Here is a 19,969-nt window from a genome sequence, read left to right as displayed (position 1 = left end):
GTGTTGCGCCATCCGGTCTCGTGTCGTAGGTTTGCGATCAAGGTCGATTCGAACCGTCGGCTGTGCAAATCGACAAAGATGGAGCTTGGATGCACCCCCGTCAGATGACCCACGCTGAACTGATGACCCTCCCCGTGAGCTTCCCCCTGGAGACCGCGAACCGCGCTCTGGGCGTCGGCCGCACACAGGGCTACTTCATGGCCAAGGCCGGGACGTACCCCGTGCGCGTCCGACAGCTGGGCCGCGCCTACCGGGTCACCCGCTACGACCTGTGGGGCTATCTGGGCCTGCCTGTCGTCGCCCCCGATGGTGCCGCCAACGGCGAAGCCATGGCCGCATGACGGCCTGCGCCACAACGCGAACGGGCCCCGGCCTGACGATCGCAACGTCGGCCGGAGCCCTCGAAGCCCGCGATGCCATCCACTCATGAACAGCGCGGCGGTGCGGGGTCTTGCTCACCCCGCACCGCCGGTCAAAGGACTCTTTCGTGAAGCCTACCGACTTCCCTGTCTCCGCCGAGGGGCAGGAGGCCCCAGCGTGATACGCCCCATGCCTTCACCCCACTCCTGCGCCACTGTCCTCGGCTCGCACGGACCCGGAGGAGTGACCCGTTGAGCCTCGACGCCATGGACTGGGTCTGGACCCGGTCCGCCGCGAAGGGCGCTGCCCGCATGGTGCTGCTGGCCATCGCCGACAAGTGCTCGGGCCCGGACTGTACTGCCTATGCCGGCACCGCAATGCTCGCGCAGCGTACGAACGCGTCCCGGCGATGCGTCATCGGCGCAGTCGACAAGTTGCTCGTATCCGGCGAGCTGGCTGTCGTGGAGGGTCGCAAGGGGCCGCGCGGCGAGACTGTGTACCGGCTTGCAGGTGCGGTTGGTCATGCCCGCGCCATGTCCGGTACGCCCGGGTTTGGTGGTGCAGATTCTGCACCGGTGCAAAATCTGCACGGGTGCAAGAACTGCACCCCAGGGGGTGCAGATTCTGCACCGGAGGGGTGCAGTTCTTGCACCCCCAGGGGTGCAAATTCTGCACCCCAGAACGCAAGAGAACGCAAACACCAAGAGGAACAGCAGCAGCCGCGCGCGAGCGTCCCAGCCGCCTCTGTGGTCACTGAGGCATTGCGCCCTCTGACTGCCGCCCTCGACGCCGCTGGTGTCAGCGTGCGCTGGAGTCTTGGCCTCGGCGAACAGCATGACGTCTGGCGTCTCGTCCAGCGCCACGGCGTCTCTGCCCTCGTCGAGCTCGCCGCCCACCGCACCGTGCCCGGTGAGGCGCCCAGGCCAGCTCGGTACTGGCTCAAGGTCTGGTCCGACCTCGACCACCAGAGCCCGGCCAGGCCCGGCACCAACATCGTGCCCTTCCGGGGCCGTTCGACCGCTGCCCCCGCCACCTCAGCACGGCAGAACCTGCTCGCCGCCCTGGACAACTTGGAGAACCGGGAGAACGCCCGATGAGGCTCCGTGAAACCGTCGCACTGCTCGACCGCGTCGGCACCGTCGACGGCCGGTTCTACCGGCAGCTCACTGACGCAAGCAGCACCGAGGAACTCGTCACCCGATGGGCCACTGCCCTCGAGGAGATCCCCGCCACGCTCCCCGACGGCTCGTGGGACGTGAGCCGCGTGGTCCGCGACTACTACGAATGCCGCAGGGGTGACAACAGCGCGCAGTACCGCTCCATCGAGCCACACGACATCCTCCGTGCCTGGGCCCGGCACTGCGATGCCCGGATGCAGCGCCACACCGACCCCATCCCGGCCGCCGACCCCGACGACCTCCCCGCCTTCCTTGCCGAGCTGCGCACTACCCGTACCGCTGTTGCAACCGGGCGGGCCGCGCCTGTCGAGCACCGCGCGCTCACCGGCGGATCGAACCCGGACATCGAGGCGCGGCTGCGCGCGATTGGAACGTGTATCCCTCCGCATACCCGGACCGAGCTGGCCCGCTTCAGGCCCGTACGCGCCGTTCGCGAGGCCGCTGTTGTGGCTGGGCAGCCCGATCCGCTCAGCGTCCGCTGTGACTGGTGCCAGGCACCCGAGGGCCGCCCGTGCCGCAGCCGCCGAGTCCGCCCTGACGGCAGCGTTCGCAGCAACGCCCCTCGTGCTACCCCGCACCCCTCCCGCGTCGACCTCGCCACCGCGCAGCACGGCCGAGAGGCCGCCGCGTGAAGCCGTCAGGTTGTGGCTTGGCGGCCGGAAACGGCCAGGGAAGGAAACGTGCAACTCGGCCATGACTCCGGATAGACCATCACATGGACAGGAGGGAATGGGAGCCCAGTGGCACTGGGCCGCGACCGATCACGGAACGGGTAGCAGGCCGGACACGCTGCTGGTTGCCCGACCCTCCGGGCAACACTCCGGCCCTTCAGCACGCGGCTGTGAGCAGGGACACGGTGAACTGCGCGCGGTGGCGCATCAGTCGGGGAGGAGCTGGAGGTGGATGGCGAGGACGCCGAGGGCTTCCTTCTCGGGCGGGTAGATGTTGCGGCAGGCGGACAACAGGTCGTCCCGCGTCATGTCCTTACTGCCGATCGTGGCGTTGTCCTCGGCGTCCAGCATGGCTTCGAAGGACCGGTACTGGTTGACCTTGGTGACGCGGGTGCGGACGGAGGTGTCGCCTGATGCGAACCGCAGCATCTGGCCCGGGGTCAGTTTGCGCATGCTGGGATAGCCGACGCGGACCTCGATGGTCTTGCGGCCTTCGGCGATCAGTTCCAGGTAGGGCTTGCGGATGTTGATCACGCGTTCGTCGGCATCCGGCTCGGCCATTGCGGGGCTCTCCTTCACTGGACGGCGGGCAGCGTGGAGCGGGTCGGCGGGGCTGTTGCGGTGAGGCGCTCGCGCAGGCCTTCCACAGCGGCCTGCTGGGGGTAGCGACGGGTGAGGAAGGCCGCGAGGTCACCGGCCCGGCCCAGGACGGAGTCGACGACGCGGGCGGAGTCCAGGGCCTGGTGCCCGAGGACCACGGCGTCGTCAGGGTCGCCGAGCTGGGCATGGGCAAGCGCGAGGTCGATGCGGGCGATGGCTTCACGGCTGGGTGAACGGGAGGCCGCGGGTGCCGATTCGTAGACGGCCAGTGCGTGTTCGGCATGGCTGCGGGCTTCCTCGGCCTGGCCGAGCCAGATGCAGGCGGTCGCCGGATACGAGGTGAGTGCGTACTCGGCCAGTGGGGCGATGTCCATGCCGAAGCGTCGGGGCGGGCGGGGTGGCAGCAGCCGATAGGCGTCCTCAGCGGCCTGGAAGGCCATGGTGAACCCGTCGGCATCGCCGTCGGCGGCGGCTGCGCGCGCTGCCTGGGCGTGCAGCCGCACGGCCAGTGGATGGTCGGCCGGGGCCTCGGTGAGGCCCTTGAGGGCGGCTTGGCGGGCTTTGACGGGGCGGTGTTGGTAGAGGTTGATGGAGGCGGCGGCGTCCATCGCCCACGCGCACAACTGCCCGTGCCCGGCCTGCTGGCCGTGAGTGAAGGCATCGGCGGCGAACGCCAGGCCGGTGCGGGCGTCGCCGAGGTCGTGAGCCAGCCAGGCAAGGAGTTCGGAGAGCCAGCCGGCGAAGGCGAACAGCTCGCGTCCCTGCCGATGGGTGTGGTTGCCCCGAAGCATGGCGTCGACTTTGCGGCGGTAGTCCAGCACGGCGTCGAACACCAGATGCGGGGGCTTGAGCGAGTAGGCGTGGTTGAACTCGGTGACAGCCAGGTCTAAATGATCGAAGGTGCCGGAGCCGAGGGCGGTTGCCTCTGCCTGGCGAGTGAACTCCATGGCCTCGGCGGCTGCCTGTTCCAAGATGAGTGCGGCGGCTGCCGGTGCGGCCAGGGCCAGTCCGGCGAGTTTCACCGCGTCACGACGCTTCGTCTCGTCCACCTCCGCCCCGGTGTTCGGGCTGGTTCCGCTGGCACTTGCCTGCCCTGCGGGGAGTGTCGCACTCGCTTTGGACCCGCTCCAAAGTGGATCAGTGGGCCTCGGTGAGTAGTCGTTGGCGAAGCCCAACTGCACGGGGTTGGTGGCGAACAGGCGGCACAGTAGGTCCTGATAGTCCGCACTGGGCGGGTGGCCGGCCTCCCAGTCCTTCCACGACCGTTCGGTCAGCCCGACCTTGGGGAGCCGTTCGCGTTCGACGAGGTCGTGGGCGGCCTCGACTGCCTGGGCGACGGTCCAGGCCATGGCCAGGCGGCGGCACTTGAGGTGGTGGTGCCCGCAATGGGCCTCGATCTCTACCGCGATGGCCGCGACCAGCTCGGGCGGCACCACTTCCGGCGAATCAGCCCGGCCGAGTGCGCGTTCCCGCAGGCGCTTCCCGCAGGAGACGTCATGGACCGGACTGCTCGGTGTCGTGCCTGTCACGTTGGCCTCCCCGCCGGGCGCGGACCAAGGTCCCGGACGCGCCGCCGAAGATTGCTTGCCTAACCCCTGTACTGGCCAAACCTTCCCGCTGCGGGCGGTCCAACCGCCCGCAGCGGGCGACAGCGCCGCCCATGAGGGGCGGGCACCTCTCACTACCAGCGCAAACGCGGCCGGACCAGTCTGATGCCCAGGCGCCGCGTCCGGCCGACGCACCTCCCCGCCGGCCGGGTTCCCTCCTACCGCGAGGCGAGGACACCGGCCGGATGCGAGCGCCCTCCACCCCCAATCTGCACCGCCCCTTGCCCACTGGACGGGGCGATGAGACGTGAGAGGGAAACGATGGGAGACCACCCGCCCACTGGGGCGCTGTCCGATCAGATCGCCCAGCTGGTGAGGCTGGAGCCGGCCCGGGTCGAGCGGCTGCGGCACGAGGCCCTGACCGCACCGGCGCCCTGGAAGGCCGAGTACGGCGACTACCAGTCGGGCGGCTGGTGGACGACGTCGCTGATGAACGCCTCCGGCCAGGCGGCCGACGTCACGATCACCGACTGCGCCGCGAAACCCACCGCTCTGCTGGAGCAGATGCCCGCCACGGCCGAACTGCTGGCCGAGCTGGGCCTCTCCTACATGTGGGTGCGGCTCGCCAGGCTGGAGGCGAACGCGTTCCTCTGGGAGCACCGCGACTACGACGAACTCACCCACGCCGAGCGGCACCGCCTGCACATCCCGCTGCACACCAACTCCTCCGCCTTCCTCGTCACCGGGGGCACGAAGGTCCACATGTCCGGCGGACAGATCTGGCGGCTCACCCCGACCTTCGCGCACGGGGTCTGCAACCTCCTGGGACCGGACCGGATTCACTTGATCGCCGACGTCTATGCGGATGACGCCTACCGGAACCTGGCCGGACCGGCCGAGCCGGAGACACCGGACGCCGAGGTGCTGCCGGAGGCGTCCCAGACGGTGCTGGCGGACCGACTCGCCGCCGCCCGACGACTGGCAGACCTCGGCTACATCGAGGCGGCCGAACGGCTGCTGCTGCGCCTGTTCTACTCCTTCGCCCTGCCCGAGGGCACCACGTACGACCTGATCGCCGAGCTGCACACCTGCCTCGGCGACACCGAGTCCAGCACCCGCTGGGCCCAGGCGAAGACCAAGCTCCTCGCGCTCACCGCCTGAACACGCGAACGGTCCCTTCATCCGCTGCACCCCTTCCTGGAAGGACTGCGCATGCCTGCCACGCTCATCACCGCCCCGCCCGACCTGCGGCTGGCCGAACTCGCCGAAGCCAACCGGCCGGCGCAGCTGCCGCTGGTCACCCGCACCGCCGAACTGCTGGTCGCCTCCCCGGCGGTGACCCACTTGCTGGTTCGCGGCTCGCTCGCCTCCGGCACTGCGGACCGGCTCTCGGACGTGGACTTCCTCGTCGGCATCCAGGACGGCGCGCTGCCCGCCTTCGTCTCGGCCCTGGACGACCTGATGGCCGTCGAGGTCGGAGCCTTGCTGCCCGGCTGGCGGGACAGCATCGTCGTGGACCTGGGCGGGATCGGGTTCGTCTTCCTGGTCCCGCACGACGGGAAACTGCACCAGATTGATCTGTATCTGGCCCCCGCGTCGCAGGTCCCCGCGATCCGCCGCCGCGTTGCCAGCGCGATCCTGTTCGAACGTGAGCCGTCGGAGACGACCACCTCGCAGATCCGTCAGGCCAGGGAGTGCGTTGCCGAGCAGAGGGCGCGGCCGAAGTCGTGCACCGAGCTGTTGATCGAGCACCTGGTGCTGGCGGTGCTGCTGCACAAGCGCATCCAGCGCGGTCAGCGGTTCATCGCGTACGCCGAGTGGCACCTGCTGCACACCGCGACCAAGGACCTCATCAAGGCCGCCCTCGCCCCCGCCTCCCGGTTCTGGGGCTGGTACCAGCTGCGGGAGGAGATCGCACTCACCCCGATCGGGCGGGCCTGCCTGGCCGACCTGGAGATGGCGGTCACCTCCCCGGCGGTCCCGGACGCGGCGGGCGTCGACGCCGCGCTGGACCGGGTGATTGCGCTGACGAAGCGGGCCTGCCCCAGTGCACTGGACGGCCTGCACGATGCCGTCACCGCGTACCGGACCTACCTGGAGCTGGCATGACACCCACACCGGAGGCGACGGGCAAGACGGCGGTGTTCTTCGGCGGGGTCGTCCCCGCGTCCGAGGACGAAGAGCGGATGGCCGAGGAGATCGGCATGGCCCTGGCCGGGGCCGGGTTCACGCTCCTGCACGGCGGCTACAACGGGCTGATGGAGGCCGCCGCCCGCGGCGCCGATGCCAAGGGCGGCCAGGCGATCGCGGTCACCCTGAAGGACAAGCACCCGGAGTGGGGCGACTTCAACCCGCACATCACCGGGGAAGTCCACCTGCCCGACCTCGGCGCCCGCCTGAACCACTACCTCGCTCGCGCGGACCTCGTCGTCGCGATGGGAGGCGGCATCGGCACCTTGCACGAACTGACCGCCGCCGTCTACTACGCGGGCAACATCCGCCCCGTTCCGGTCTGGCTCGCTGGCCCCACCGTCCTGCGCCTGCTGGCCTTCCTCAAGCGGGAGGGCTGGCTCTTCGAGTCGCCCACCAGGCCCCTGGGATTCCTCACCCCCATCGCTTCGGCGGCGCTGTTCGCCACTGAACTCGCCCACCTGTCCCCGTCCGCAAAGGGGAAAGCGTGACCAGGACCACGAGCATCACCGCTGCCCTGTCAGCTCGGATCGCCGCCGCCTGCGTGGACGGCCCCTTCACCCTCGCTGACGGCCAGGAACTGGACTCGTACTTTGACGAGTTCCGGCTCGCCAGCGACCCTCAGCTGCTACATGACGTCGCCAAGGCGATGCATGCCTTGGTCCCCGCTGGGGCCGAGGTGCTGGCCGGGGTCGAGCTCGGTGGCATCCCACTGGTCGTTGCCTTGTCGGCGGCCACCGGTCTGCCAGCTGCCTTCCTGCGGCGACTGCCCAAACGCTACGGCTCACAGCAGCAGATCGAAGGCACACAGATAGAGGGCCGCCGCGTCGTCCTGATCGATGACGTAGTCCGCTCCGGCGGCCAACTGCTGGTCATGGCCCGTGCCCTGAGGGCCGCTGGGGGCCATGTCTCCGACGCGCTCTGCATCTTGGAGCGGCCGCTGGGCGGCAAGGTCCTGCTGGAGGAGCACGGCATCGCCCTCGGCCCGCTGCTGCACGAAAGCGACCTGCCCGCCTCGACCGGGGCGGCGTCATGAGGCCCGTCGTGCTGTTCGACGTGGACGGAGTGCTGCTGGACAGCCGAGCAGCGATGCTGGCCACCCTGGCCGGAGTCGCCACCGCTGCGCTCGGGCGCCGCGTCACGGTTGCGGACCTGCCGCCGGATGCGATCACCACCCCGCGCGTCGAGGTCCTGTCCGCGCTCGGTGTCCCGAACCCGGACGAGCTGTGCGAGGTCTGGTGGGACCCGGCCCTGGCCACCGCCGCCGGCACCGCACTGTTCCCCGGAACCGTGGAAGGAATCTCTGCGTTGCGGGCGGCCGGGGCCGCCACCGGCCTGGTCACTCTCCAGACCAGAGGCCGCCTGCCCTGGCTCCTGCCGCCGGAGGTCTTCGAGCTGATGGACACCACCATCTGCCGCGAGGACGCCGAGCCCAAACCCGCCCCCGACGGCATCTTCCTGGCCCTGGCCCGCCTCGGCGCCACACCCCGCGCGGCGCTCTTCGTCGGCGACACCCTCACCGACCGGTGGGCTGCGTTCCAGGCCGGGGCCGCTTTCGCCGGAGCCGGATGGGGATACGCAGGCCGTCGCGCCCTCACCGAAGCGGGCTGTCCGGTGGTGCTGACGAACCCGGCCCAGATCGGCCCCGGCCTGCTCGACCTGATTCCCGCCGGGCGAGCCCCACAGCAGGTGACGACCGCATTCAGCTGAGCGATCTTGACTCCGTACCCGCTACAGTCGGTGGTGCAGCAGACCTACGTGTCTGCTGCACCACCTTGTGTGCGATGGATCTGGAGTCATGGTGTTCACCGTGGGGGCGCGAGCTATCTGCGTCGAGCTGGAGAACTGAGAACCCTCTCAGTCCCTGTTCTCGGCCCGGCTCGGCGTGTGATTTCCCCCCACCTTCCACGACTCTTCCGTGAGGCCATGCCGCCATGCGCTCGACGCAGATCCGCAGCACTTTCACCGACTTCTTCACCTCCCGCGGCCACCAGCAGGTCCCGTCCAGTCCACTGATCCCGGACGACCCCACCCTGTTGCTCGCCAACGCCGGGATGAACCAGTTCAAGCCCTACTTCCTCGGCGAGACCCCGCCCGCCTTCCCCCGCGCCACCAGCATCCAGAAGTGCGCCAGGACCTCCGACATCGACAACGTCGGCCGCACCAACCGGCACGCCACGTTCTTCGAGATGATGGGCAACTTCTCCTTCGGCGACTACTTCAAGGAAGACGCCATCGCCTTCGCCTGGGAACTGCTCACCCAGGGCTACGGGTTGGAGAAGGACAAGCTCTGGATCACCGTCTACGAGGACGACGACGAGGCCGAGCACCTCTGGCGCCGCATCGGCGTCCCCGCCTCCCGCATCCAGCGCCTGGGCATGGAGGACAACTACTGGTCCATGGGCGTCCCCGGCCCCTGCGGCCCCTGCTCGGAGGTCAACTACGACCGTGGCCCCGCCTTCGGCAAGGAAGGCGGCCCTGCCGTCGACGGCGAACGCTACGTCGAGATCTGGAACCTGGTCTTCATGCAGTTCCAGCGTGGCGAAGGCGACAAGAAGGGCAACTTCCCCATCCTCGGCGAACTCGCCAACAAGAGCATCGACACCGGCCTCGGCCTGGACCGCCTCGCCGCGATCCTCCAGGACGCCGAGAACGTCTGCACCACCGACCTGCTGCTCCCCACCATGGACACCGTCCAGAACCTGGCCGGCCGCGAGTACCCCGGCCAGGGCGAGGAGAAGGTCTCCTTCCAGGTCGTCACCGAGCACGCCCGCTCCATGGCCTTCCTCATCGCCGACGGCGTCCTGCCCGCCAAGGACGGCCGTGGCTACGTCCTGCGGCGCCTGATGCGCCGGGCGATCCGCCACGCCCGCCTCCTGGGCATCACCGGGCCGGTCCTCCCTGCCGCCACCGCCAGCGTGATCACCAACCTGGGTGACGTCTGGCCGGAGCTGGCCGCCCAGGCCACCCTGATCGAGCAGGTCGTCACCGCCGAAGAGGAGTCCTTCACCCGCACCCTGGCCCAGGGAACCCGGCTGTTGGACGCTGCGATCACCCGCACCCGTGAGAGCCGGTCGGCCGCCCTGCCCGGAGAGACCGCTTTCGAGCTGGCCGACACCTTCGGCTTCCCCCTCGAACTCACCGTCGAGGCCGCCCGCGACGCCGGCCTGACCGTCGACGAGGACCGGTTCGCCGTGCTGCTGGACGAGCAGAAGAAGCGCGCGAAGGCCGGAGGCAAGGCGAAGACCACCGAGGCCCTGCGGAAGATGGACACCTACCGCGAGCTGGCCGCACAACTGCCGCGCACCGAGTTCCTCGGATACGACCACCTCACCGCCGAGACCACGGTGAAGGGCCTGATCTCCGAAGGCACCGTCGTCACCACCGCCCCCGAAGGCGCCGAGGTCGAACTGGTCCTGGACCGCTCACCGTTCTACGCCGAGGCCGGCGGCCAGATCGGCGACACAGGCACACTCCGCACCAGCGACGGCACCCTGCTGCGGATCACCGACACCCGCTATGGCCTGGAAGGCTTCCGCGTCCACACCGCCCGCGTACTGGAAGGCGAGATCCGTACGGGGGATAGCGGTGAGGCGTCCGTGGACGCCGACAGGCGCAAGGGCCTGATGCGGTCGCACTCGGCCACCCACATCCTCCACGCTGTCGTCCGCGCGACGCTCGGCGACCACGCCGCCCAGCAGGGCTCACTGGTCGAGCCGGACCGGCTCCGCTTCGACTTCGCCCACTTCTCCGCCCTCAACCCCGACCAGCTCGCCCAGATCGAGACGACCGTCAACGGCCACGTTCTCGATGACCCGGAAGTGCGGGCCTGGCACGCCGACCGCGCCGAAGCCGAGGCCGCAGGCGCCATCGCCCTGTTCGGAGAGAAGTACGGCGACACCGTCCGCATCGTCGACATCGGCGACTTCTCCCGCGAACTCTGCGGCGGCACCCACGTCGTCCACGGCTCCCAGGTCGGCACCTTCCGCCTCCTTAGCGAGTCCTCGATCGGCTCCAACCTCCGCCGCGTCGAAGCCCTCACCGGCCACGACACCCTCCGCCACCTCGACACCGAACGCCGCCTGCTGAACGAACTCGCCGGCCTGCTCGGCACCACCCGGCCCACCGACACCCCCGACGCCCTGCGCAAGCGTCTCCAGGCGCTCGCCACGGCCCAGGAACAGTTGTCGAAGCTCCGGGCCGAAGAATTGCGGCAGCAGGCCGCCCTGCTCGCAGACCAGGCCGAGCCGTCCGGCCGAGGCTGGATCGTCGCCCAGCGTGTCACCGGTGTCGCCCCGGATGAACTGCGCGGTCTGGCTGCCGACGCGGTCGGCCGCATCCACCGAGGCCCCGCCGTCGTCATCCTCGGCACTGAGCACAACGGCAAGGCCCTGATCGTCGCCGCGATTTCACACAGCCTCCACCAGGAAGGCGCCGAGGCCAGCCAGATCCTCACCGACGCCGCCCGCACTGTCGGCGGCGGCTCCGGTGGACGCGGCCCCGTCGCCAACGCAGGCGGACGCCGCACCGAAGCCCTTGACCAAGCCCTCGCCATCGCTGCTGCCGAAGCCGGGCTGCTTCTGGCCGACGGCTGAGCCCCCGAACTCGTCAGGCCGGGGCGGGCACCCCGGCCTGACGAAGGACAGTGGGCGCTCATATACGCAGGTCAGCAGCAAATGCGTGATCATTGGTGAAGGGCGTGGGGTGCAGGAGTTCTGTTCATGGGTCGCCCCAACCGCGCCGTGCAGGCCGCCATCACGCAGCGTCGCACCGACGCCGTCGATCTCAGGGTCGCGGGCGTCGGCTGGCCGGCCATCGGCCGAAAGCTTGCCGCCGACCCCTCCATCAACTCCGACGGACGCGCCTACCCGCAGGGGTACGGCATAGACCGCTACAGGCAAGGGCTGACACCGCCCAGCGACAAGCGACTGATCGAGCTGGCGTGCAGGGACGTGACCAAGGCCCTTAAGGGGCGCGCTGCAGAGCTCAGCCGGAGCACCGACGAGCTACGGCAGCTGATGATGGAGCGCCTGGAGCGCCTGTTCTTCCCCATGTACCAGCTGGCGATGCGATCCGGGGACTACTGGGCCACGGACCGAGCGGTGCGCATCATCGAGCGCGAGTGCCGCCTTCTCGGCTTGGACCAGCCGGTCCGCGCGGAGCTGTCCGGTCCAGGTGGTACCCCGGTTCAGGTGGAGTCCGCGAGCATGGACGAGCTGGAACGCCTGATCGGCCTGGCCGGAGGTCTGCCGGGGCCTCCTCGCCAAGGGGCCTGCGCGCAGACCTCGTCCGCCGTGCGTTGTCAGGTCGCTGAGCGCGGGGGGCCATGTTGCAATGCTGGACAGCCGACCCGGTGAAGGTGGGGCGGCGGTCGTCGGGGGCGAAGGAGTTCGTCATGAAGTTCTCCCGACTCATGTGCGCGGCGATGCCACTTGCCCTGGCCGTGTGTGCGGCCGGTGCTCCGTCGGCCGGAGCGAAACCGCCCGTCGTGTCGCGAGGCGGCCCGGACAACCCGCTGATCGCCCTCTGACGTTCCGGGGAGCCTCCCGCTCAGAATCACAGCGGAGACACCGTCATGCGCATCGATCGGCTGGACCGTCTCGTCCTCACCGTCAAGGACATGATCTGGTGCCTCCTCCGACGAGTCCGATGCTCAGCCAACCGCATCGGAGTCGTCATCGCTGGCATCCATACCCCTCCTGACCTGCAGGAATTCAGGACGAAAGATCTCAATGTCCTGTGGCGGGTCTGCCCGCGCGTTTGCGAGCACCCGTTCGACGACGGAAGGTGGAGGACAAGGGGTGTCGCCCTGATCCACCGCCCGGCAGTGGGCAGCGACAGCCCGGTTGGTCCAACTAGCAGTCGCCCAACCTCTTCGTGATGCCGGGGAAAACGGGGCGGGGCGCGTCCTCGGCCAGCAAGGAGGCTCGGGAATGCAGAAGATTGCTCTTGAGGAAGCCATTGCCGTGCCCGGCCAGGACAAGCTTGAGCCCGGGGGGTCGGCGTCGTTCGTGTACCAGGCCCTGATGCCGGTGTACGACCAGCTCATCGATCTCACCGAAGAACGTCTGCGGCACATGGACGCCACTGGCATCGAGATCGCCGTGCTCTCCGTGACGTCCCCTGGAGTGCAGGGCCTTCCCGCGGACGCCGACGCCGCCGCGATCGCCGAGCAGTGGAACGACTACGTGGCCACGGCCATCGGCCTGCACCGTGACCGCCTCAGCTGCCTCGCGGTGCTTCCCATGCGGGACCCCGACGCCGCCATCACCGAGCTGCGCCGCTGCGTGAGCGAGCTGGGGTTCCCCGGTGCCCTGGTCAACGGCTACGACGACGGCGCCGGCACCCCCCTCTACTACGACGCACCCCAGTACCTCGACTTCTGGCGCGCCGCCGAAGAGCTGGGTGTCCCCGTCTACCTTCACCCGCGAACGGTCCCGCCGGACCGTGTCACCACCTACGACGGCTTCTTCCAGCTCGTCGGCGCCGCCTGGGGCTTCCACGTCGAGACCGCCGAACACGTGCTGCGCCTCATCCTGAGCGGGCTCTTCGACAAAGCGCCACGGCTGCAGATCATCCTCGGGCACATGGGCGAGCTGCTGCCCTGGTGCTCCTGGCGCCTGGACCACCGTCTCGCCCTCGATCCGGGTGACAAACTCCCGCTCGGCCGTACGGTGACCGAGTACCTGCGGCGCAACTTCTACGTCACCACCAGCGGGTACTTCCACACCCCCTCCCTGGAGTACGCCGTAGGCATCCTGGGTGCCGACCGCGTCCTGTACTCGGTGGACTACCCCTACGAATCCTGCGAGGAAGCCGGAACCTGGTTCGACAAACTGGACCTCCCCGAAGACCTCCTCCACAAGATCGCCTTCGACAACGCCGCCCGCCTCCTGAAACTGGGGTGAGCCGGCCCCAAACTCCTCACCCACCGCTCGGCCTGCCTCGAACACAGCAGTGGACTCCCCACCAGCGCAGGCCCCTTGGCCTGCCCCAAAGTCGGGCGCCTGCCGGAGGAACGGGAGGCGCCGCCGGAGCGGGCGGGGTGAGGGTGAACAGGCCGGGTTCGGGTACGCAGGCGGGCCGGTGCCCGGACGCCACAGGCGCAACGGACGGACTGGACCCATGACGACGGCGGGGGCGAGGGCCCCGGGGCACCCACCCCGTCGGACGCGCCCATATGCCCCGTCGCCCTGGGCAGGCACTCGCCGCATCGGGGGCCTCTCTCGCGCCGTGCGTCCATGGGGCTACTGCGGTCTCCGCCGCCCGCGTGGCGGCGTGGACCGGCCGGGGTGTCAGCCGTCGTTCAGCCAGGCGTGGGCGTCCTGGTAGAAGCGGGTGACCTCGTCGGGGCGATCGTCTCCCATGAACTCGGAGTCGACGGTGTGTAGCCGCGGCGGGAGTGCACGTAGGCCAGGAACCGGTAGGAGGGCCGCAACGGCGCGAGGTCTTCGGGGGCGGTGGGCATCCTTGGCGCCGGGTGGGCATCTCCGAAATGGTTGGTGTGTCCTTCTTGATCTGGTTCGCCATGCCTGGCCCAATGGCGGCAACATCTTGGAGGGCACCGTATGTGTGAAGGCCATGACACGGAGCTGTCGCGACGGTCGGTCCTGGGAGCGGGCGCGGGGATGACGGCGGCCGGGTTCGGACTGGGAACGCGGCCGGCCGGGGCGGTCCCGCTCAGGCACCGGCCGGGGGCGGGCAGGGGCCTGGACGTGCAGCTGATCACGCTGGGCGTGGTGGGCGGTCCGCCGCCCGTGGCCGGGCACTACGGAACCTCTTCCGCCCTGGTGGTCAACGGCAGGGCGTACGTGATCGACTGTGGCCGGGGCTCGGTATCGCAGTTCTACGATGCCGGGCTGACCATCGACGACCTCGGCGGCATCTTCCTCACGCACCTGCACGCCGACCACATCGCGGAGTACTACAACTACTTCATGCTGGCCGACAACCCGCTGGGCATGCTCGATGTCAAACCCCGGAAGATCCCCGTCTACGGGCCGGGGCCGGCGGGAGGACTCAGCAGGGACACAGCACTTGGGCAGAGGGCACCCGTGGTCGGCACCGACCCCACCCCTGGCATCAGGAAACTCACCCAGGACTGCGACAACGCCTACGCCTACACCGCGAACATCCTGGCCCGCGACGGACTGGACCAGATCCCCCAGGTACAGCGGGCCATCCACGAGATCGCGGTACCCCCGGACGCGGACTACAAGAACACCGCGCCCCTGGCGACACGGCCGATCCACGTCATGGAGACCGACGACTTCGAGGTCACGGCCGTCCTCGTCCCGCACTACAGCGTCTTCCCCTCCTACGCCTTCCGCTTCGACTTCGACAACAAGAAATCGATCGTGTTCTCCGGTGACACCCGCCGCAGTACCAACGTGGCGTACCTCGCCCACGAGACCGACATCCTCGTCCACGAGGCGTACGACCCTGACGCCATTCTCGCGGCCATCACGCCCTCCAACCCGCCGAAGGGATTCCGGCTCAATCCCGAGTACATGGAGATGTCCCACACCCCGTCGGCGGATGTCGGCAAAGTCGCACAGGAGGCAGGCGCCAAGCGAGTCGTGCTCAACCATCTGGCCCCGGTCACCGTGCCCGACAACACATGGAAGGCCAAAGTGGCACCGCATTACCGCGGACCCGTCCAGGTGGCCCATGACAACCGCCACTACCGACTGGAGACCGCCTGAGCCTCCCCCGGTATGCCGCACATAGGCATCTGACCGGGGCCGAGGCCTCACCAGACCCCCTCACTCTGTCGGCCATGCCAGTACGCGCTTGCGCCGGTCATCGAACCCTGATCACCCACACGAGTAAGAAGAGCCAATCCTCCACCCTCATATCCGGAAGACATTCCGGCCGGGGTATCAGCCGTCGTTCAGCCAGGCGTGGGCGTCCTGGTAGAAGCGGGCGACCTCCTCGGGGCGGTCGTCTCCCAGGAAGTCGGGGTCGATGGTGTAGCCGCGGCGGGAGAGCACGTAGGCCAGGAACCGGTAGGAGGGCCGCAACGGCGCAAGGTCCCCGGGGGCGATGGCCAGCTGAGTGCCGGGCAGCGTGGGAGTGAGGGTGTCGTGTGCGTACACGCCCTCCAGGTCGAGCACGAGCCAGCGGCCATCGCGCCGTACGACGCGGTAGTACAGGCGCGCGGCGGCGGCGAGATCGGCCTCGACACCGTCGATGACGGTGCGCATCTCGATCAGGGCCGGCAGTTCGACCAGGCCCCGGTCTCCGCGGACGTGGACCACGGGAGGGCTGAGCCGGTGGACAACGGCCTCACCCCGGCCGGACATCTTCTGCGACCCGGCGACGAAGTCCTCGCCACTGCCCTCGAACCAGCTCACATGCACGTGGGAGTCCTCGGCGAAGCAGGACCGTTCCTGGTCCCACCAGCCACGGTCACGCCCCTGACGCTCGTGCAGGACAAGCTGGGTGATCTCGGTGACGTCACTGCTCATGCCGTCCCTCTCCTTCTTCCTCTCGCCCTGCCTGTCTGCCGCGCAGGGCGCTACCCCGGTGAGGCAGGTTCCGTTTGCCGGGGTCGGCAGCGAAGCGCCAGCGGCGAGAGCGCCTGCCCAGCGTCCGAACCGTCGGGGGCGACGTGGCTTCTGCCGTGCCCTCAGTGGAGCAGGCAGCGCGGCCAAAGCTCATGAAGAACCGCTGGTCAGTCACCGGGTCGGGCCGCCACCACACGCATGAACCCCGTCGGCGGGCTCCGAGCGGGAGAGCATCCGCGAGTCGACGCGCGATGTGATCGATACCGTGGTCGGCAAGGGCACGCACTGCGCGGCCTCCGGTCATCGCCGACGGCATGTCGCACATCGTGCTCCTGCGCCATCCGTACGCTGCCGGTGCCTCGGATGGGAAGTGTGACGGCCCCGCCCAGGGCACTCGTACCTGGCATCCCGGTCGAAGAGGGCCCGGTGGAACGCGCCGGTGCCGCCGGCACCATGACCAGCGTCTACCTCCGTGACTCCGACAACAGCCTCATCGAGCTCAGCAGCTATCGCGAATGACCGTTCTGGCAGACCGGTGGCCTGGAAGCTGGTACGAGCGTTCCGGGCGGGAAGGCGCGCTCCGCTCAGACCCCTGTCTGTGCAGGTCAACCGCCCGTAAGCGTGAGCCCGAGGTGAGCCCCGTGTGAGCCCGGACGCCTTCGGACGGGCCGTCACCGCCTGGTCCCCAACGCACCGCCGCCCGGCGCTGACCTGCATAGACAGCCACCGGGCGGCATAGCGTGAACCCCCTCAACACGAGTGATCTTGAACTCGTAATGCGTAGGTCTCGGGTTCGAATCCCGAAGGCGGCTCTGATGAGGTCCAGGTCAGCCCCGCTGACCTGGACCTTTTTCGTGCCCGCGCAGACGCGCTGTCGCCGTGCGAGAGTTCGGGGGCGCACGGTGATGGGTGCCGCCGTCCCCTACGCCCCCGCCCCCTCCCGCAGGTGGGCGAGGACGGCAAGCGCGTGCTGGTGTGCGTCTCCCGCCTGGTGCAGCGCAAGGGCCAGGGCACCCTGATCAGGGCGCTGCCGCTGATCCGGCGTCAGGTGCCCGAGGCGGCGCTGCTCATCGTCGGCCAGGGGCCGGACGAGCGGCGGCTGCGCGGGCTGGCCCGGCAGTGCGGCGTCGAGGGGGCGGTGCACTTCGCGGGCGGGGGCCCGCACGCCGACACCCCCGCCTACTACGCGGCGGCGGACGTCTTCGCGATGCCCTGCCGCACCCGCAAGAAGGGCCTGGAGGCGGAGGGGCTCGGCATCGTCTTCCTGGAGGCCGCCGCGAGCGGACTGCCGGTCGTCGTGGGCGACTCCGGCGGTGCGCCGGACACCGTCCTGGACGGGCGCACGGGCCGCGTCGTGGACGGCGGTGACCCGACGGCGGTCGCCGGGGTGCTGACGGAGACCCTGCTCGACCCCGGGCGCGCCGCGGAGATGGGCGGCGCCGGACGCGACTGGGTGGCGCAGGAGTGGTCCTGGGACGGCTCGGCCCGGCACCTCATGGAGCTCCTGGAACCCGAGGGCGCCCACGGCTCCCGGCCGTCCCGCCCGCTGTCCGCCCGCCCCTGACGTCCCGCAGCCCCGCCGCCCGCTGCCCGCCGTTCTCACGCTCCGACAAGGAACCGCCGCCCGATGGCAATCTTCACCGAAATCCGCATCCCGGCCACCCGGCTGGTCGCCGGGCGGCACCCTGGAATCCCCGCAGAATCTGGCGGAGGCGCTGGAGCAATTCTCCGCGACGGCCGGGGAATGCGAGGGAAACGCCTTCTGTGCGGCGGCCGTCCGGCCCTACTGGAAGCGGATCGCGCTGAGCCTGGAAAAAGAGCGCACCGCGCGGGGCCGGGACGGCCTGGAGGGCGGGATGGCGTGCGCGCTGAACCGGATCCACCCCGCCGTCCGCTGGGAGGCGCCGGTGCTGCACGTCGCCGACGACGGCCCCGACCGCGAGGTGGAACTGCGGGGGCGCGGGCTCGTGTCAGTGCCCTCGCTCTTCGCCCGGCAGCCCCGGATCCTCGACCCCGCCCCGGGCCGGGACGGCACGCTGCTCCTCGTCTGCAACGTCGCGCAGGACGCCGCCACGGCCGCGTCCCTGTGGCAGGACCAGCCCGCGGACTCGGCGCTGCCGCCGCTGCTGGGACGCACGCGCGCGGACGTCATGGAATGCCTCCGCATGACGGGCACCACGGGCACCACTGGTGAGATCGCGCGCCGTCTGCGGATCTCCGACCCCGCGGTGAGCCAGCACATCGGAGTGCTGCGCCGGGCCGGACTTGTGGCGACGGAACGAAGACACAACGCGGCGGTGCATACGCTGACCCCGTTGGGCGAGGCGGTTCTGGGCCAGCGGATTCGCGCCCCGTGACCCAGGACGGCCCGCAGCCGAATCAGAAAGGGATCACATGCCCCCCAAGTCCCCCTGGCTGGTCACCCCCAAGCCGAATCCGGCGGCCCCCCGCCGCCTCGTGTGCTTCCCCCACGCCGGCGGAAGCGCCAGCTTCTACCGCACCTGGGCGCAGTACCTGGACCCGGCGGCGGTCGAGCTGCAGATCGTGCAGTACCCGGGCCGCGAGAGCCGGATCGCCGAACCGCTCGTCGGCTCCATGGCAGAACTGGCCCCCGCCGTGGCGGAGGTGCTGCGGGCGGAGGCCGGCCGCGAGACGGTCCTCTTCGGCCACAGCATGGGCGCGGCGGTCGCCTACGAGGTCCTGCGCATCCTGGAGGCGCAGCAGGTGCCGCACGTGAACCGGCTCTGCGTATCGGGCCGCAAGCTGTCCGGACACCCTGGGGAGGCCTCGGCCAGGCCCCTGTCGGACACCGAGCTCGTCGCCTCGATGAACGCGCTCGGCGGCACGCAGACCGGCGTCCTGGACGACCCGGACCTGCGCGCGATGGTGCTCCCCATCATCCGCAACGACTACCACCTGATCGACACCTACCGGCCGGACCCCGCCGCCGCCCCGCTCACCGCCGAGGTCGTCGCCCTGACCGGCGACGCCGACCCCCGGGTCGACGCGGCGCAGATGAAGGAGTGGGCCGGCGTCACCACCGGCGCCTTCTCCGTGCACGTCTTCCCGGGCGGTCACTTCTACCTCGCCGACCACGCCGCGGAGCTGGCGCGGATCGCCACCGCGCTCGGCTGACCTCCTTCTCCTCCCGCTCCTGCCTCACACCGCGTCGGGATGCCTGGGCGCTTCATGCGTTCCCGGGGCCGGGCGGGGGCGCGGTGCACAGTCCTGCAAGGGCGCGCCGCAGCCCCTGGGTGTGGAGGGGGTCGAGCTGCTCCTCCTCGGCCACGGTGTCGGCTGCACGGTCGCGGACGGCATGGCACTGGGGAGCGGAAAGGACGGGCGCGGCCTCGCCGATGGCCGTCAGCAGCTCGCCGTTGATGCGGTTGATCCGGTCACGGATTTCGCTCAGGTCCGGTGCGGTGGTGGGGGCGTCCTCGGGATTGTCCCGCCACCGGTCGTGAAGGGCGTACTGAACCAGCTTGTTCGCTTCCATCTGGTCCTTGAAGACGCGCTGCACCGTGGGGCGGTCGATGCCCAGTTCCTGGGCCTTGGCGTCCATGTCCCGCAGGACCTGCTCTTCTCTCGCAGGATCGTTGACGGGTGCGCCCGAAATCCACTTGGATGCCGCGACCAGGTCGGCGGTCATGACACGCTCGGCGGCCAGTCGCGCGAGCTGCAGGACGGCTGCTTCGGCGTGCCGGTCCGCATGCCTGCCGGTGAGCGAGGAGATCTGCGTGCCCGGGGACGTGACGGCGGCGTTGGCGGGGGAGGCGGCGATGACGGACGCGACTGCGAGGGCGGCTGCCCCCGCGGCCATGGTGAGTCGTCGGCGAGTACTGCGGCTGTGTCCGTTCGGGGAAGACAATCTTGACCCTCTTCTCTCGCGTCCCACGTCTCACGTCTCGGTTCCG

At 69.8% G+C, this 19,969-nt stretch carries 20 protein-coding genes and 1 pseudogene; 17 read left to right on the top strand and 4 right to left on the bottom strand.

All coding sequences use genetic code 11. The features are described 5' to 3' along the window. The first annotated feature begins 122 nt into the window (after window positions 1–122). From ACMATS_RS17605 to ACMATS_RS17595, 3 genes are all read left to right on the top strand, one after another. Window positions 123–341 (top strand): hypothetical protein, encoded by a 219-nt coding sequence (locus tag ACMATS_RS17605; RefSeq protein WP_414168412.1) that lies wholly within the window; start codon window positions 123–125, stop codon window positions 339–341. Window positions 342–1,121: 780 nt separating this feature from the next. After that, entirely contained in the window at window positions 1,122–1,457 is a 336-nt protein-coding gene (locus tag ACMATS_RS17600; RefSeq protein WP_414168411.1) for a hypothetical protein, read from the top strand. Further along, the gene (locus ACMATS_RS17595) at window positions 1,454–2,170 is read left to right on the top strand and encodes a hypothetical protein (RefSeq protein ID WP_414168410.1); all 717 of its coding nucleotides are present in this window, start codon (window positions 1,454–1,456) and stop codon (window positions 2,168–2,170) included. Before ACMATS_RS17600 ends, ACMATS_RS17595 begins: the two co-directional genes overlap by 4 nt. A 246-nt stretch (window positions 2,171–2,416) precedes the next feature. On the opposite strand, the gene ACMATS_RS17590 is transcribed toward ACMATS_RS17595, so the two are convergent. Next, complete coding sequence (locus ACMATS_RS17590; protein WP_414168409.1) at window positions 2,417–2,770, bottom strand: ASCH domain-containing protein; 354 nt, start codon at window positions 2,768–2,770, stop codon at window positions 2,417–2,419. A gap of 14 nt (window positions 2,771–2,784) precedes the next feature. Beyond that, window positions 2,785–4,338 (bottom strand): tetratricopeptide repeat protein, encoded by a 1,554-nt coding sequence (locus ACMATS_RS17585; RefSeq protein ID WP_414168408.1) that lies wholly within the window; start codon window positions 4,336–4,338, stop codon window positions 2,785–2,787. Window positions 4,339–4,677: 339 nt separating this feature from the next. Here ACMATS_RS17585 and ACMATS_RS17580 point away from each other — a divergent pair, with 339 nt between their 5' ends. From ACMATS_RS17580 to ACMATS_RS17535, 10 genes are all read left to right on the top strand, one after another. Then, window positions 4,678–5,517, top strand: coding sequence for an aspartyl/asparaginyl beta-hydroxylase domain-containing protein (locus tag ACMATS_RS17580; protein ID WP_414168407.1), 840 nt, complete (start codon window positions 4,678–4,680; stop codon window positions 5,515–5,517). Window positions 5,518–5,568: 51 nt separating this feature from the next. Beyond that, complete coding sequence (locus ACMATS_RS17575; protein ID WP_414168406.1) at window positions 5,569–6,465, top strand: hypothetical protein; 897 nt, start codon at window positions 5,569–5,571, stop codon at window positions 6,463–6,465. After that, a complete protein-coding gene (locus tag ACMATS_RS17570) occupies window positions 6,462–7,037 on the top strand; it encodes an LOG family protein (RefSeq protein ID WP_414168405.1) in 576 nt (191 codons plus the stop codon). The genes ACMATS_RS17575 and ACMATS_RS17570 overlap by 4 nt, the downstream gene beginning before the upstream one ends. Further along, window positions 7,034–7,582 carry an orotate phosphoribosyltransferase gene (locus ACMATS_RS17565; protein ID WP_414168404.1) on the top strand — a complete coding sequence of 183 codons (549 nt, stop codon included), beginning with the start codon at window positions 7,034–7,036 and terminating at the stop codon, window positions 7,580–7,582. Before ACMATS_RS17570 ends, ACMATS_RS17565 begins: the two co-directional genes overlap by 4 nt. Then, window positions 7,579–8,256 carry an HAD family hydrolase gene (locus ACMATS_RS17560; protein ID WP_414168403.1) on the top strand — a complete coding sequence of 226 codons (678 nt, stop codon included), beginning with the start codon at window positions 7,579–7,581 and terminating at the stop codon, window positions 8,254–8,256. The genes ACMATS_RS17565 and ACMATS_RS17560 overlap by 4 nt, the downstream gene beginning before the upstream one ends. Window positions 8,257–8,480: 224 nt before the next feature. Next, on the top strand, window positions 8,481–11,141 hold the full coding sequence (alaS, locus tag ACMATS_RS17555; RefSeq protein ID WP_414168402.1) for an alanine--tRNA ligase: 2,661 nt from the start codon (window positions 8,481–8,483) through the stop codon (window positions 11,139–11,141). A gap of 126 nt (window positions 11,142–11,267) precedes the next feature. Continuing rightward, the gene (locus ACMATS_RS17550; RefSeq protein ID WP_414168401.1) at window positions 11,268–11,903 is read left to right on the top strand and encodes a hypothetical protein; all 636 of its coding nucleotides are present in this window, start codon (window positions 11,268–11,270) and stop codon (window positions 11,901–11,903) included. A gap of 38 nt (window positions 11,904–11,941) precedes the next feature. Continuing rightward, window positions 11,942–12,076 (top strand): hypothetical protein, encoded by a 135-nt coding sequence (locus tag ACMATS_RS17545; RefSeq protein ID WP_414168400.1) that lies wholly within the window; start codon window positions 11,942–11,944, stop codon window positions 12,074–12,076. Between the two features lie 403 nt (window positions 12,077–12,479). Next, the gene (locus tag ACMATS_RS17540) at window positions 12,480–13,454 is read left to right on the top strand and encodes an amidohydrolase family protein (protein WP_414168399.1); all 975 of its coding nucleotides are present in this window, start codon (window positions 12,480–12,482) and stop codon (window positions 13,452–13,454) included. Between the two features lie 807 nt (window positions 13,455–14,261). Beyond that, window positions 14,262–15,251 (top strand): MBL fold metallo-hydrolase, encoded by a 990-nt coding sequence (locus tag ACMATS_RS17535; protein WP_414168398.1) that lies wholly within the window; start codon window positions 14,262–14,264, stop codon window positions 15,249–15,251. A 177-nt stretch (window positions 15,252–15,428) separates the two neighbouring features. Here the strand turns inward: ACMATS_RS17535 and ACMATS_RS17530 are convergent, their stop codons facing one another. After that, a complete protein-coding gene (locus ACMATS_RS17530; RefSeq protein WP_414168397.1) occupies window positions 15,429–16,016 on the bottom strand; it encodes a nuclear transport factor 2 family protein in 588 nt (195 codons plus the stop codon). Between the two features lie 402 nt (window positions 16,017–16,418). On the opposite strand from ACMATS_RS17530, the gene ACMATS_RS17525 reads away from it, so the two are divergent. The 4 genes and pseudogenes from ACMATS_RS17525 (at window position 16,419) to ACMATS_RS17510 (ending at window position 19,190) form a co-directional block, all read left to right on the top strand. Next, entirely contained in the window at window positions 16,419–16,574 is a 156-nt protein-coding gene (locus ACMATS_RS17525; RefSeq protein WP_414168396.1) for a hypothetical protein, read from the top strand. Between the two features lie 412 nt (window positions 16,575–16,986). Beyond that, window positions 16,987–17,619, top strand: a pseudogene (locus ACMATS_RS17520) (glycosyltransferase family 4 protein); the annotation flags it as partial. Between the two features lie 292 nt (window positions 17,620–17,911). Further along, window positions 17,912–18,412 (top strand): winged helix-turn-helix domain-containing protein, encoded by a 501-nt coding sequence (locus ACMATS_RS17515; protein ID WP_414168395.1) that lies wholly within the window; start codon window positions 17,912–17,914, stop codon window positions 18,410–18,412. 37 nt (window positions 18,413–18,449) lie between these two features. Next, window positions 18,450–19,190, top strand: a complete 741-nt coding sequence (locus ACMATS_RS17510) for a thioesterase II family protein (RefSeq protein ID WP_414168394.1) — start codon at window positions 18,450–18,452, stop codon at window positions 19,188–19,190. A gap of 52 nt (window positions 19,191–19,242) precedes the next feature. Here ACMATS_RS17510 and ACMATS_RS17505 read toward each other — a convergent pair whose 3' ends face one another. Continuing rightward, window positions 19,243–19,875, bottom strand: coding sequence for a chorismate mutase (locus tag ACMATS_RS17505; RefSeq protein WP_414168393.1), 633 nt, complete (start codon window positions 19,873–19,875; stop codon window positions 19,243–19,245). Window positions 19,876–19,969 lie beyond the last annotated feature (94 nt).

It is taken from the genome of Streptoverticillium reticulum (genome assembly GCF_047456005.1).
Lineage (GTDB): Bacteria > Actinomycetota > Actinomycetes > Streptomycetales > Streptomycetaceae > Streptomyces > Streptomyces reticulum.
The sequence above is the reverse complement of the archived record's forward strand: the minus strand, read 5'-3'. Positions and strand labels throughout refer to the sequence as shown.

What these genes read in the sequence shown, in the direction of transcription:
- ACMATS_RS17580 (WP_414168407.1), top strand. Translation starts at nt 4,678, where the DNA reads ATGGGAGACCACCCGCCCACTGGGGCGCTGTCCGATCAGATCGCCCAG.
- ACMATS_RS17530 (WP_414168397.1), bottom strand. Translation starts at nt 16,016, where the DNA reads ATGAGCAGTGACGTCACCGAGATCACCCAGCTTGTCCTGCACGAGCGT.
- ACMATS_RS17510 (WP_414168394.1), top strand. Translation starts at nt 18,450, where the DNA reads ATGCCCCCCAAGTCCCCCTGGCTGGTCACCCCCAAGCCGAATCCGGCG.
- ACMATS_RS17590 (WP_414168409.1), bottom strand. Translation starts at nt 2,770, where the DNA reads ATGGCCGAGCCGGATGCCGACGAACGCGTGATCAACATCCGCAAGCCC.
- ACMATS_RS17575 (WP_414168406.1), top strand. Translation starts at nt 5,569, where the DNA reads ATGCCTGCCACGCTCATCACCGCCCCGCCCGACCTGCGGCTGGCCGAA.
- ACMATS_RS17515 (WP_414168395.1), top strand. Translation starts at nt 17,912, where the DNA reads ATGGCGTGCGCGCTGAACCGGATCCACCCCGCCGTCCGCTGGGAGGCG.
- alaS (WP_414168402.1), top strand. Translation starts at nt 8,481, where the DNA reads ATGCGCTCGACGCAGATCCGCAGCACTTTCACCGACTTCTTCACCTCC.
- ACMATS_RS17570 (WP_414168405.1), top strand. Translation starts at nt 6,462, where the DNA reads ATGACACCCACACCGGAGGCGACGGGCAAGACGGCGGTGTTCTTCGGC.
- ACMATS_RS17540 (WP_414168399.1), top strand. Translation starts at nt 12,480, where the DNA reads ATGCAGAAGATTGCTCTTGAGGAAGCCATTGCCGTGCCCGGCCAGGAC.
- ACMATS_RS17505 (WP_414168393.1), bottom strand. Translation starts at nt 19,875, where the DNA reads ATGGCCGCGGGGGCAGCCGCCCTCGCAGTCGCGTCCGTCATCGCCGCC.
- ACMATS_RS17605 (WP_414168412.1), top strand. Translation starts at nt 123, where the DNA reads ATGACCCTCCCCGTGAGCTTCCCCCTGGAGACCGCGAACCGCGCTCTG.
- ACMATS_RS17560 (WP_414168403.1), top strand. Translation starts at nt 7,579, where the DNA reads ATGAGGCCCGTCGTGCTGTTCGACGTGGACGGAGTGCTGCTGGACAGC.
- ACMATS_RS17545 (WP_414168400.1), top strand. Translation starts at nt 11,942, where the DNA reads ATGAAGTTCTCCCGACTCATGTGCGCGGCGATGCCACTTGCCCTGGCC.
- ACMATS_RS17595 (WP_414168410.1), top strand. Translation starts at nt 1,454, where the DNA reads ATGAGGCTCCGTGAAACCGTCGCACTGCTCGACCGCGTCGGCACCGTC.
- ACMATS_RS17525 (WP_414168396.1), top strand. Translation starts at nt 16,419, where the DNA reads ATGGGAAGTGTGACGGCCCCGCCCAGGGCACTCGTACCTGGCATCCCG.
- ACMATS_RS17550 (WP_414168401.1), top strand. Translation starts at nt 11,268, where the DNA reads ATGGGTCGCCCCAACCGCGCCGTGCAGGCCGCCATCACGCAGCGTCGC.